Source organism: Paenibacillus gorillae (assembly GCF_000513275.1).
GTDB classification, from domain to species: Bacteria; Bacillota; Bacilli; order Paenibacillales; family Paenibacillaceae; genus Pristimantibacillus; species Pristimantibacillus gorillae.
On sequence record NZ_CBVJ010000015.1, the window covers coordinates 32768 to 45048 of the forward strand.

The 12281-nt window shown below is 52.0% G+C and carries 11 protein-coding genes; 9 read left to right on the forward strand and 2 right to left on the reverse strand.

Annotated elements, in window-relative coordinates; genetic code table 11:
- Positions 1–380 precede the first annotated feature (380 nt).
- The 3 genes from TY10_RS01870 (at position 381) to gndA (ending at position 4550) form a co-directional block, all read left to right on the forward strand.
- Positions 381–2120, forward strand: coding sequence for a proline--tRNA ligase (locus tag TY10_RS01870; protein WP_042160001.1), 1740 nt, complete (start codon positions 381–383; stop codon positions 2118–2120).
- Positions 2121–2308: 188 nt separating this feature from the next.
- The gene (locus TY10_RS01875) at positions 2309–2905 is read left to right on the forward strand and encodes a hypothetical protein (protein ID WP_042160003.1); all 597 of its coding nucleotides are present in this window, start codon (positions 2309–2311) and stop codon (positions 2903–2905) included.
- A gap of 232 nt (positions 2906–3137) precedes the next feature.
- Positions 3138–4550 (forward strand): NADP-dependent phosphogluconate dehydrogenase, encoded by a 1413-nt coding sequence (gndA, locus tag TY10_RS01880; protein WP_042160004.1) that lies wholly within the window; start codon positions 3138–3140, stop codon positions 4548–4550.
- Between the two features lies 1 nt (position 4551).
- On the opposite strand, the gene TY10_RS01885 is transcribed toward gndA, so the two are convergent.
- Positions 4552–4890 (reverse strand): hypothetical protein, encoded by a 339-nt coding sequence (locus tag TY10_RS01885; protein WP_042160007.1) that lies wholly within the window; start codon positions 4888–4890, stop codon positions 4552–4554.
- Positions 4891–5057: 167 nt separating this feature from the next.
- Between TY10_RS01885 and TY10_RS01890 the strand changes: the two genes are divergently transcribed.
- The 5 genes from TY10_RS01890 to ptsP all read left to right on the forward strand — a co-directional run bounded on the left by TY10_RS01890 (position 5058) and on the right by ptsP (position 11240).
- The gene (locus TY10_RS01890) at positions 5058–5591 is read left to right on the forward strand and encodes a shikimate kinase (protein ID WP_238327402.1); all 534 of its coding nucleotides are present in this window, start codon (positions 5058–5060) and stop codon (positions 5589–5591) included.
- Positions 5592–5654: 63 nt separating this feature from the next.
- Positions 5655–6947 (forward strand): 3-phosphoshikimate 1-carboxyvinyltransferase, encoded by a 1293-nt coding sequence (gene aroA, locus TY10_RS01895; RefSeq protein ID WP_042160009.1) that lies wholly within the window; start codon positions 5655–5657, stop codon positions 6945–6947.
- A 42-nt stretch (positions 6948–6989) separates the two neighbouring features.
- Positions 6990–7424 (forward strand): CoA-binding protein, encoded by a 435-nt coding sequence (locus tag TY10_RS01900; RefSeq protein WP_042160010.1) that lies wholly within the window; start codon positions 6990–6992, stop codon positions 7422–7424.
- A 184-nt stretch (positions 7425–7608) separates the two neighbouring features.
- Complete coding sequence (locus TY10_RS01905) at positions 7609–9495, forward strand: glucose PTS transporter subunit IIA (protein ID WP_042160013.1); 1887 nt, start codon at positions 7609–7611, stop codon at positions 9493–9495.
- Positions 9492–11240 (forward strand): phosphoenolpyruvate--protein phosphotransferase, encoded by a 1749-nt coding sequence (gene ptsP, locus TY10_RS01910; protein WP_042160014.1) that lies wholly within the window; start codon positions 9492–9494, stop codon positions 11238–11240. Before TY10_RS01905 ends, ptsP begins: the two co-directional genes overlap by 4 nt.
- Positions 11241–11254: 14 nt before the next feature.
- Here the strand turns inward: ptsP and TY10_RS01915 are convergent, their stop codons facing one another.
- Entirely contained in the window at positions 11255–11818 is a 564-nt protein-coding gene (locus tag TY10_RS01915) for a type 1 glutamine amidotransferase domain-containing protein (protein ID WP_042160106.1), read from the reverse strand.
- Between the two features lie 29 nt (positions 11819–11847).
- Here TY10_RS01915 and TY10_RS01920 point away from each other — a divergent pair, with 29 nt between their 5' ends.
- Positions 11848–12267 (forward strand): VanZ family protein, encoded by a 420-nt coding sequence (locus tag TY10_RS01920; protein WP_042160016.1) that lies wholly within the window; start codon positions 11848–11850, stop codon positions 12265–12267.
- The last annotated feature ends 14 nt before the right edge of the window (positions 12268–12281 follow it).

Genomic DNA, 12281 nt, shown 5'->3' on the forward strand with positions numbered 1-12281 from the left:
GATTGAATTTTATAACAATTCCTTGACTTGCATATGGTTAATGCTGTAAATTGGTCAAAAGCTTAACACATCGACCATTATGATAACAGCGTTGACCAAGGATATAACCTCCATTCGCGTCCGTCACAGAGAGGAAGCCACCGGCTGAAAGCTTCCATGTGCGAATGGAGCGTTGCCCTGCCTTGCGAGCTGCTTGGCTGCAGCAATGCGGCGGAGCCGGGACGGACATGGATCCGCCCCGTTACCTAAACAAGAGCAGTCCCCGTCCCGGTCGTATGTCCGGTTCTGGAGACAGCTGCATAAGGGTGGTACCACGAGCGCATTCGTCCCTTACGAATGCGCTCTTTTTTATTTTAAACCAAAGCAGGAGGAATTTTGCCATGAAACAATCCCAATTATGGATGCCTACGCTGCGTGAAGCGCCTGCGGATGCTGAGGCGGTCAGCCACCAGCTGCTGCTGCGAGCAGGCATTGTCCGCCAGCTTGCCGCAGGCATCTACACGTATTTGCCGCTTGGGCGGCGGATATTAAGAAAACTGGAGCACATCGTGCGCGAAGGAATGGATCAAGCCGGTGCTCAAGAGCTGCTGCTTCCTGCTATGCAGCCGGCAGAGCTGTGGCAGGAATCGGGACGTTACGACAAATACGGGCCGGAGCTGGTCCGGCTGAAGGATCGGCAGGGACGTGAATTTGCTCTCGGGCCGACACATGAAGAAGTCATAACAGCGCTCATACGGAATGAGCTGCATTCCTACCGGCAAATGCCAGTGACGCTATATCAGATCCAGACGAAATTCCGCGACGAGAAGCGTCCCCGCTACGGATTGCTGCGGGGCCGTGAATTTCTAATGAAGGATGCTTATTCCTTCGATGCGGATCTGGAAGGGTTAGATCGCAGTTATCGGCGCATGTACGATGCTTACAGCCGGATTTTCAGTCAGATCGGATTGAAATTCCGTGCGGTTGAAGCAGATCCGGGTACGATTGGCGGTGATGGCGGCACCCATGAATTTATGGCTTTGGCGGATATCGGGGAGGATACGATTGTTGTATGCGATCAGTGCGATTATGCAGCCAATTTAGAAAAAGCAGAGTTCAGGCGAGAAGCAGCTGCCTGGACCGGGCAACAGCAGCAAATGCGGGCAACGGAGCCGGAGAAGCTGCATACACCTTCCATTCGGAGCATTGATGCACTTGTTCAAGCACTTGGCTGTGGTGCAGCCGACATTATAAAGACGATCATTTATTTGGCGGACGGGGCTCCGCTAGCCGTATTGGTCAGAGGGGATCACGAGGTTAATGAGCTAAAGCTTCAGTATGCACTGTCGATTACCGAGCTCCATCTGGCTGATGCCGATACGGTGACAAGGACAACAGGAGCAGCCATCGGATTTGCAGGTCCAGCCGGATTGCCGATTGCTGTGGCTGTCGCTGTTGATGCTGCTGTCGCCGATATGCCGGTTGGAATCACAGGGGCGAATGAAACGGACTATCACTGGAGCGGCATCCGGCCGGGCATTGACTTCAAGCTTGGCATTCGCGGCGACTTCCGGAATGCCGCCGAAGGCGATGGCTGTCCGCGCTGCCAGACTGGACAGCTTGTGTTCCGCCGCGGCATTGAAGTCGGGCAAGTGTTCAAGCTTGGAACGAAATACAGTGAAAGGCTGAACGCCCGTTTCATCGATGCGGCCGGCAAAGAGCAGCCGTTTATTATGGGATGTTATGGTATCGGAATTTCCCGCCTGCTCTCCGCTGTTGTGGAGCAGCATCATGACGCCGGGGGCATCAGATGGCCGCAAGCGATAGCGCCGTACCAGGTTCATATCGTACCGGTGTCCATGAGGGATCAGCATCAGGTGGAAACGGCTGAACAACTGTATGCCAAGCTGTCGGCGAGTGGCATGGAGGTGCTGCTCGACGACCGGGATGAGCGTCCGGGTGTGAAATTCAAAGATTCCGATCTGATCGGCATTCCGCTAAGAATTGTCGTTGGGAAAGCTGCTGCGGAAGGCAAAGTGGAGCTGAAATGGCGGGAGTCGGGAGAGTCACAAGTGGTCTCGCTTGACGAGGCATGCGCTATCGCAGCCGGCAAGAAGCAGGAGCGGGACAACTGCCTATAAATATTCATTGAAATGGGGACAAGGTCTGGCTGAATAAGCGGGCTTTGTCCTATTTTTTTAAGTTTTGGCAAGCTTAAGCTGAAAATTAGTCAATAATCCAAGTTGCCATAACATAAGATGAAGTATAAGATAGTGATAAGAACAAATTGTCAGAACATTTCGTCAAATGATCAAAGGGAGGGATTGCCGTGAATAAGAGCTACGAAGTCGAATATTGTAATTTGGAGCTGCGATTTGACCGCCGGCAAATCCAAAACCTCATCCGTGATCTCATTCAGGAAGGGTACTCCTTGTATTGGAGCGAGACGGAGGGGCAGTTTTTAATTTCCATTCGTACCGGCCGAAAGCTCGTCAAGCTTCGGTTTCAGCGAATGAAAAGCCGCTACAAAATTGTCGGTGATTATATTATTAAAGACGAGAAGCTGTCGGAGCTGCTGGAAAAGCTGATTAACGACTCACGTGGACATGCGGTGGTCAAGCGGATCAAAGATCGTCAAATCGTCATAGAGAACATTATGTTCGGCGAGATCATACGACTTGTGGAGGTGTCCGGTATGGAGCATCGAATTGTTTATCAGAAGAAGCCTTTCGTTACAATAGAAGAAATGATTAAGGCGTTTCAGTCGAAAAGAGCAGAGGAGCGCGCAGCCGTGCTGCGTTACGAGCTCGATTATGAACTGTCGGTGCTGTATGACGCGCTCCAGGACAACAATGAGCAAACGATTGCAGATTCGAAGGAGAAGCTGGCGCTGCTTCGTTCGGAGATGCTGCAGCTTGAACTTTGACCCCCGTTTTTTAGGCGGAAGCGGAATGAATTCGCTTCCGTCTTTTTTGTTGCCTTTTATGATGATTTTCGAATGAAAGGGAATGATGAAGTGGGATTGGTTCTGAATGGGAGGCGCCAGGAACGACAAAATGTGCGTAAATAGTTTTCTTCTCGGTCTAAAAAGAGTAATATAGAGCTATTGATCACCATTTGATCACCAAAATTTTATAGAGAAGGATGGAACAAACCAGATGTCTAAACAGCAAATCGGCGTTATCGGATTGGCAGTAATGGGCAAAAACTTGGCCCTTAACATTGAAAGCAGAGGGTTTACCGTCTCGGTATACAACCGCTCCCGCGAGAAAACGGATGATTTGGTCCAAGAAGCCGCTGGCAAAAATCTCGTTCCTACTTACACCATCGAAGAGTTCGTGCAATCGCTGGAATCACCGCGCAAAATCCTTATCATGGTACAAGCTGGCGCTGGTACTGACGCGACAATCGATTCCCTCGTTCCGCACTTGGATAAAGGCGACATCATCATCGACGGCGGCAACGCTTATTTCCCTGACACGCAGCGCCGCAGCAAAGCGCTTGAAGAGCAAGGCATCCGCTTTATCGGCACGGGCGTTTCGGGCGGCGAAGAAGGCGCGCTGAAAGGCCCTTCCATCATGCCTGGCGGTCAAGAATCCGCGTACAAGCTGGTTGAGCCGATTCTGACAGCGATTTCCGCTAAAGTCGGCGACGACGCTTGCTGCACATACATCGGACCGGACGGCGCTGGCCACTACGTGAAGATGGTTCATAACGGCATTGAGTATGGTGACATGCAGTTGATCTGCGAAGCCTACGACCTGCTGAAAAACGTGCTGGACGTAAGCACGGAAGAGCTTCACAGCATCTTCACCGAGTGGAACAAAGGCGAGCTCGACAGCTACCTGATTGAGATTACAACTGATATCTTCTCGAAATACGATCCGGAAACAGGCAAACCAATGGTTGACGTTATTTTGGACTCCGCTGGCCAAAAAGGCACAGGCAAATGGACAAGCCAAAGCTCCCTCGACCTTGGCGTACCGTTGTCGATCATTACGGAATCCGTATTCACACGCTTCCTGTCCGCTATGAAAGAAGAGCGCGTAGCAGCAAGCAAAGTGCTGAGCGGCCCGGCAAAAGCTCCTTTCCAAGGCGACAGAGCGGCATTCATCGAAGCGGTTCGCAAAGCGCTGTTTGCAAGTAAAATTTGCTCGTACGCACAAGGCTTCGCTCAAATGCGCGCAGCTTCGGAAGAGTATGACTGGAACCTTCGCTACGGCGACATCGCGATGATTTTCCGCGGCGGCTGCATTATCCGCGCAGGCTTCCTGCAAAACATCAAAGATGCATACGACAACGATCCAAGTCTGAAAAACCTGCTGCTCGACCCTTACTTTACGAACATCGTCGAATCGTACCAAGGCGCATGGCGTGAAGTTGTAGCTGCAGCTGTAACGAATGGCGTTCCGGTTCCGGCTTTCGCAAGCGCACTGGCTTACTTCGACAGCTACCGTTCCGAGCGTCTGCCAGCTAACCTGCTGCAAGCGCAGCGCGATTACTTCGGCGCACACACGTTCAAGCGTGTGGACAAAGAAGGCAGCTTCCACTTCAACTGGCTGCAAAACTAAACTAATCGGCATTCGCTTTGCGATGCGGGTCAGCCGTACCTGGCGTCGTCAAGCCGTACGCAGCTTCGATCAGCCAGGCACGCAGGCGGCCGGCTTCCTGAGCGGAGCAGTGCCTTCTGTGGACGAGCGACATCGCTGCTTCCGCGAAGCAATGAAAGTTTTTCAATAAGCGTGGCTGCGAAAGTTCCGTTAAGGCGGGATCTTCGTCAGCCACCTTTTTTTTAATATACTCCAGCATCCAGACGACGTCCTCGCGGCATAACGGGTGATCGGGATGAAGGATTCGGCTCAGACGCGAATCTGCGGGATGCGGCGGTGGGATGTTACGGTTTAGGGTCATGCCGTCGTCACTCCTATCGGTTTGTTATGGGATTATAACTTTATGCTTAATAAGCATCATTATCATCATTACGGCATATGCAACTTTTTTATACCCTATTCGCTGCAAAAAATGATATGATATTTGGGACAAAGTCGGAATTATTCATAAAAGTGGGGCGCTCTAACTTGGGACAAGAAGCTAACGGCAAAATTGTATTAGTCGGTTTCATGGGAACCGGGAAGTCGACAGTGAGCCGCTTGCTGGCGGACAAGCTGGGCTGGGTACGCTTTGATTCGGATGAAGAGATCGAGCGTCTGGAAGGCAGGAAAGTCTCGGATATTTTCGCAGCCGAAGGCGAAGCGGGCTTTCGCGCCATCGAAAGCAATACGCTTATTTCGCTGCTGGAAGCCGGCGGCAACGCGATCATTGCGACGGGCGGCGGAGCCGTTCTGCGTGAGGGCAACCGAAGCGCGATGCTGGACAACAGCTTCGTTGTAGCGCTGAAAGCTGATGCCGAGCACATCATTTCGCGGGTTAAATCGGATACGTCTCGCCCCTTGCTGCAAGGCGACGTTGCAGCGAATGTGAACCGGATTATGGAAGCGCGCAAGCATGCGTATGATTTCGCTCATTTGCAGCTGGATACGACAGCTCTGACGGCGAACGAGGCGGCTGAAGCGATACTGCATCAATTGCATAGCCGCAGCAGTCAGACATAGCCATTGTTTAACTCCGGGCACTGCCCGCATACTACTATATAGATAAGGGAGACTTGCAGCACTATGGATGTTATCGTTACTCCTACGCCCGAACTGAAGGGCGAAATTCAGGCGCTTTCCTCGAAAAACTATACGACTCGCTACCTGCTCGTTGCAGCATTGGCAGAAGGAACGAGCACGATCTATTACCCTGCACATAGCGAAGACAGCGATGCGATGCGCCGTTGTATTCGTGATCTGGGTGCAATTGTAGAAGAAGATGACGAGAAAATCGTCATTACAGGGTTTGGCAAAAATCCGAAAGCGGTAGACACGCTGGATGTCGGCAATGCCGGAGCGGTTCTTCGCTTCCTGATGGCCATTGCTGCTCTTTGTCCGGATGTAACTTTCGTTAACAAATACCCGGATTCGCTGGGCAAAAGACCCCATAACGATCTGATCGATGCGCTTGGTCAAATCGGCGTTTCGGTAGAGCATGACGAAGGCAAGCTGCCGATCCGCATTCGCGGCGGCCAGCCTGTTGGCGGCAAAATCCAAGTATCAGGCAGCGTTAGCTCGCAATTTCTGAGCGCATTGCTGTTTCTGACTCCGCTGTTGAAAGAGGACAGCGAAATTGAAGTGCTGCATGATCTGAAATCGAAGGTTGTTGTTGGTCAGACGCTTGAGGTGCTTGAGCAAGCGGGCATCGTCATTCATGCCAGCGAGGACTTGATGCATTACCGTGTTCCAGGCAACCAAAGCTATCAGGCGAAAACCTATTCCGTACAAGGCGACTACCCGGGATCGGCAGCGATTCTTGCGGCAGCGGCTGTGACGAATTCCGACGTGATCGTGCATCGTCTTGAAGAGAAGAGCAAGCAAGGCGAGCGTGCTGTCGTTGATGTGCTGAAAATGATGGAAGTGCCGATGACGCATGAAGGCGGTATCGTACATGTTAAAGGCAACGGCAAGCTGAAAGCTGTTGAATTCGATGGCGATCAGGCAACTGACGCGGTACTGGCTATGGTTGCTGCTGCTGTATTCGCAGAGGGAACTTCGCGTTTCTATGATGTAGAGAACTTGCGCTACAAAGAATGCGATCGGATTACCGATTACTTGAATGAGCTTCGCAAAGCGGGAGCCAACGTAGAGGAACGCCAAAGCGAAATTATCGTTCATGGCCGTCCGGAAGGCGTAGAAGGCGGCGTGGAGATCAATGCCCACTATGACCATCGCGTTATTATGGCGCTTACGGTTGTCGGCCTGCGTGCGAAGCAGCCGCTGCGTATCCGCGACGCGCATCATGTTGCCAAATCGTATCCGATCTATTTCGACCATCTCAAAGCGCTGGGCGCGAACGTAGAATGGGTAGAATAACGACTGCAAGCTGATGCTGATATGATAAAGGAGGGTTTACGAATGGCTTTTGAGAATCCATCCCGTGATCGAATTAAGGAACTGCTGCAGGACAGTAATGTGATCGCTGTAGTCGGCTTGTCCGAAAAGCCGGACCGCGTATCCTACATGGTATCGGAAGCGATGCAGGCAAAGGGATACCGGATCATTCCGGTCAATCCTAATGCCGAGACGATTCTGGGCGAGAAAAGCTACCCTTCCCTTCGTGATATTCCGGAGAAAGTGGATGTCGTCAATGTGTTCCGCCGTCCGGAGCATACGCCTCCGGTCGCCGAGGAGGCGGTTGCTATCGGCGCGAAGACGCTGTGGCTCCAGCTTGGCATCGCCAATGATGAAGCGGCTCATATCGCCGCTGAAGGCGGCATGAACGTCATCATGGACCGCTGCATTAAGGTGGAGGATTCCATTCTTCTGCCGCAAGGCAAAGCAAACGGATAACGATTGAAGGGCGGGCCTGCGGGGCAATGTCATTAAGTTTAGCTTACTTAATGAATTGGCCTGTGCGGCCCGCCCTTTTTTTATTGCTTAAGACAAAGAGAAAGCGTTCTCTCCATGCTTTGACAAAAACGCGGGGAACCCTTACCATCGTTAGTAGACAAGTGAAAGGCAAGGAGGTGCGGAATTGAATTTCTTGGGAAGCTTTCAGCAGCTGGGCAGGGCGTTTATGCTGCCGATGATCGTGCTTCCGGGTGCGGCGATATTTTTATTTCTCAGTCAGCTTCCTTGGGGAATGATTGGATTGCCTGCGATGTCAGGCTATTTGCAGACTGCAAGCGAAGCGATATTTACCTTTTTGCCGTATTTCTTTGCCATTGGCATCTCATTGGGATTAACGGGCAATGCACTCGCCGCTGGTATGGCCGCAATGGCCGGCATGGTCATTTACGTCAGCATTACTGGTTCGGCTGAATTGAAGATTGAACCAACGGTGTTCATCGGCTCCCTAATCGGGATGATATCCGGTTTCAGTTATGAACGATTTAAAAACTTGCGTTTGCCGGAATATATCCAGTTTTTCGGAGGCCCGCGTTTTGTGCCTCTGTTCGTAAGCGCTGTCTCGGTGGTGTTCTCGATCGCGATGGTCGGCATTGCGCCTTATATTGAGAGGATGCTTGTCGAGCTTGGTGAAATCGTAGCCTCAGGCGGCGGTTTTGGCGTGTTCCTATACGGCTTTGTCCATCGGATTCTGGTCGTATTCGGCCTGCACCATCTCGTCAGCCATGTTTTTTGGTTTCAGATCGGCGGATTCGAGACGGCGGACGGCTCGATGGTATACGGCGATTTGCCGCGTTTCTTCGCAGGCGACCCGACGGCTGGTTATTTCATGGGAGGCATGTACCCGACCATGATGTTCGCTTTGCCTGCTATCGCATTTGCGATTATCCATGAGGCAAGGGAAGACTTGAAGCCGAAGATCCGCAAAACGTTTTTGTCTGCGGCTCTCGCGTCATTTTTGACGGGGGTAACGGAGCCGGTCGAATTTGCGTTCCTGTTCGTCGCGCCTTATTTGTTCGTCGTACATGCTTTGCTGTCCGGCGTCATTATGTGGGTGACCTATGAGCTTGGCATCCGTCATGGTTTCTCATTTTCCGGCGGTGCGATCGATTATGTTATCAACTTGCATCTGGCTACGAAAGGCTGGCTGCTTATTCCGATCGGCATCATCGTAGGCATTGTGTATTATGTTCTGTTCCGATGGGCCATTAACCGTTTTCGTATTCCGACTCCCGGCAGGGAAGAAGGCTCGCAGCTGGATGAGTGGGCAGGAGATATTCCGTACCGCGCTCCGCTTATTTTGCAAGCCATCGGGGGCAAAGACAACATTATTCAGATGGAGTCCTGCATAACGAGACTGCGGCTTAAGGTCGCGAATGAGCGACTGCTCGATATTAATGCATTGCGCAATTTGGGCGCAGCAGGTGTCATCCGCTTGGGCGGAGGCAATGTGCAGGTCGTCTTCGGCACGTATTCGGAATTGATCCGCGGCGAGATGATCAAATCAATTCAGCGCGATCAGGCGCAAGTATTGTTCAGCTCTCCGATGCAAGGCCGGATGATTCCGCTGGAAGAGGTGCCGGACCCGATATTCTCAGGCAAGCTTGTTGGAGAAGGGGTCGCCTTTATTCCGGACAAGGGAGAACTCGTATCGCCGGTTAAAGGCGAAATCATTCATGTGTACCCTACGATGCATGCGGTCGGCATCCGCACGCCGGAAGGGCTGGACGTGCTGCTTCATATTGGCATCGATACATCTCAGCTGGGCGGCAAGGGCTACTTCAACGCCGTCGTGAAGGAAGGCGACGAAGTGCTGCCTGGAGCGCTGCTGGTGAAGTTTGATTTGCAGCGCATCCGCAAAGAAAGCAAGTCGATTGCCACGCCTATGGTTATTACGAATTCGGATCTGGTCCGTTCGTGGCGGTTTGCTCCGTTTAAGGCAGTCAAGAAGGGGCAGTCTTCGGTAATGTCCGTTGTACTTAAAGAGAGAAACAGTGGAGGGGAAGGACAATGATACAAGGAATTGGAGCGTCGTCAGGCATTGCGATCGGCAAGTCCTTCGTCTTGCCGAGCTGGGAGTGGGAATTTCCCGAGCAGCGCGTTGACGTCGCTGATTTTGCTCGCGAGTTCGAACGGGTCTATGAGGGAATCCGTACGTCCAAGCATGAGATCGAGCAGATGAAGGACGAGCTTCGCGAAGTGGTTGGCGTGGATGAGACGAATATTTTCGATGCGCATATCGCGATTTTGGACGATCCGGTTTTCATGAATGAGATCCAAGGCATCATCCAGCGCCAATATAAAGCTGCGGAAGTTGCAGTCAAGGAAGCGATCGATCATTTTGTAACGATGTTCGATTTGCTGGATGACGATTATATGAAGGAGCGTGCGCTGGATATTAAGGATGTCGGCAACCGGTTATTGAAGCATCTGCTCGGCGCGCCTGAAATTACACTCCCATCGGATACGCTTCCCTTCATCTTAATCGCCAAGGAGCTGTCGCCTTCCCAACTGGCTCATATCAATCCGCAAAACGTTCTCGGCATTGTGACGCTGGTCGGCAGCGCAACTTCCCACTCCGCCATTATGGCAAGGGCACTTGGGGTTCCGCTCGTCGTAGGCGTAGAAGCGAAGCTGGAGGAGCCGATACAAACCGGTCAGACGCTAATTATCGACGGATCGACAGGCGCATTGTATCTGGACCCTGAGCAGCCGCTGATCGACAAGTACTCCGAGCTCCAAAGCGTGCAGAAGGAAGCGAGAAAGCAATTGAACAGCATTGCAGGACATAGACCGGTTACTCCAGATGGTAAAATGCTGGAGCTGGCCGCAAACATCAGCTCGTATAAAGAGCTTGAAATCGCATTGTCGAGCGGTGCGCACGGCGTTGGATTGTTCCGTACCGAATTTCTTTATATGGATCGTAATCGCTTCCCGAAAGAGGAGGAGCAATTCGAGGTATACCGGAGTGTGGCAGAACGTCTAGATGGTGAGCCGCTCATTATCCGGACGCTGGATATCGGCGGGGACAAGCAGCTGGATTACTTTAATATGACGGAAGAGGATAATCCGTTTCTCGGTTACCGGGCGATCCGAATTTCCTTGCATCGCAAGGATCTGTTCAAAACCCAGCTTCGCGCTGTGCTGAGGGCCAGCTTTTATGGACAGGTCAAGCTGATGTATCCGCTTATTTCATCAGTAGAAGAGGTTAGAGCTGCTAATGCGGTGCTCGCGGAGGCGAAACGGGAGCTGGAAGCGGAAGGCATTCCTTTCGATAAAGGCTTAAAGGTTGGCATTATGATTGAAGTGCCGGCAGCGGTCATTATCGCTGACTTGCTTGCACAGGAAGTTGATTTCTTCAGTATTGGGACGAATGATCTTGTGCAATTTACGCTTGCAGTTGACCGGATGAATGAGGAAATTTCGCATCTGTATGAACCGTTCCATCCTGCTGTGCTCCGGATGCTGAAGCTGACGGCAGAAGCAGCGAAGCGGAATGGCATTAAGGTGGGCGTATGCGGGGAGCTCGCAGGGGATTTACGGGCGCTGCCAATATGGCTCAGTCTCGATGTGGATGAGCTTAGCATGTCTTCGCACTCTATCTTGCAAGTGAAAGAGCGGCTGCTCTCCACGAGTCAGAAGGACAGCCGCGCCTTGCTACCTCAGCTGCTGGAATGCCGGACGAGCGCCGACATTCACGAGAAGCTGAAGCAATTCGCTGATGGCGTGGCCGTAGTTGGACCAGCGCCTGAATTATAAAGCGGCGTTGCTGTTTACACTTGTTTTTCCAAGGCGTCGACAAAGGCTTTGGCATAAGGAGGAAGATCGGGCGGACGTCTGGCCGAGATGAGGTTGCCGTCTACGACGACCGCTTCATCAAACCATTCCGCTCCCGCATTTTCCATATCATCACGAATGCCGGGTGTGGAAGTCACTTTGCGGCCTTGCAATATTTTGGCTGATACGAGTACCCAGCCGGCGTGACAGATTTGGCCAATCGGCTTGCCTGCGGCATTCAGCTCTTGGACAAGCTGCAGCACCTTCGGGTAGCGGCGAAGCTTGTCCGGCGCCCAGCCGCCTGGAACGAGCAGTCCGGCGATATCATCGGCATTGACTTCATCGAAGCTAATGTCGGCTGTTGCCGGTACGCCGTATTTGCCGATATGCTGCTTGCCTTTCACGGGTCCCGCGTAGAGGACGGTTGCACCGGCCTCGCGCGCGCGATAGACAGGGTACCACAGCTCCAAGTCTTCAAATTCGTCATCGAGCAGACAGATGACTGTTTTATTGTGCAGTGACAAAAGTATGTACCTCCTTCTATGAGTGCATGCTGGCATTTCCATTACATTGTATCGAAGGAGACCGGATGAAGCAAACCGATAGAACCAGACTTGCAGGCGTGCTGAGATTCATTCCGGCTGTGATCTGGATGGCGGTCATTTTTATGCTGTCCTCACGAACCGGGGATGAAGTAGGCTCGCTGCTTCCTTTTTTTCAGCAATTTTTCCCGTCGATGGAAAGCTTTGATTGGGGCCATTATGTTTCGTATTTCGTGCTTGCCGCTGCTATTGATTTTGGTATCGGGAAACGCGCCGACCGTCTTGTATGGAAGGTCGCTATCGTCTTGTTATGCGGCTTGTACGGCGTGACGGATGAGTATCATCAATCCTTTGTTGGCGGGAGAACACCGGACATAATGGACATTCGCAATGATATGATTGGCGCTGCAGTGTGGGTGCTTCTCATTAGCATTCCGCCGCTTCGGAAGCTATGGCGAAAATTCTAGTAAAAATTGCATAG

What these genes read in the sequence shown, in the direction of transcription:
- TY10_RS01915 (WP_042160106.1), bottom strand. Translation starts at nt 11,818, where the DNA reads ATGCCAGCATGCACTCATAGAAGGAGGTACATACTTTTGTCACTGCAC.
- TY10_RS01900 (WP_042160010.1), top strand. Translation starts at nt 6,990, where the DNA reads ATGGCTTTTGAGAATCCATCCCGTGATCGAATTAAGGAACTGCTGCAG.
- TY10_RS01870 (WP_042160001.1), top strand. Translation starts at nt 381, where the DNA reads ATGAAACAATCCCAATTATGGATGCCTACGCTGCGTGAAGCGCCTGCG.
- ptsP (WP_042160014.1), top strand. Translation starts at nt 9,492, where the DNA reads ATGATACAAGGAATTGGAGCGTCGTCAGGCATTGCGATCGGCAAGTCC.
- TY10_RS01920 (WP_042160016.1), top strand. Translation starts at nt 11,848, where the DNA reads ATGAAGCAAACCGATAGAACCAGACTTGCAGGCGTGCTGAGATTCATT.
- gndA (WP_042160004.1), top strand. Translation starts at nt 3,138, where the DNA reads ATGTCTAAACAGCAAATCGGCGTTATCGGATTGGCAGTAATGGGCAAA.
- TY10_RS01885 (WP_042160007.1), bottom strand. Translation starts at nt 4,890, where the DNA reads ATGACCCTAAACCGTAACATCCCACCGCCGCATCCCGCAGATTCGCGT.
- aroA (WP_042160009.1), top strand. Translation starts at nt 5,655, where the DNA reads ATGGATGTTATCGTTACTCCTACGCCCGAACTGAAGGGCGAAATTCAG.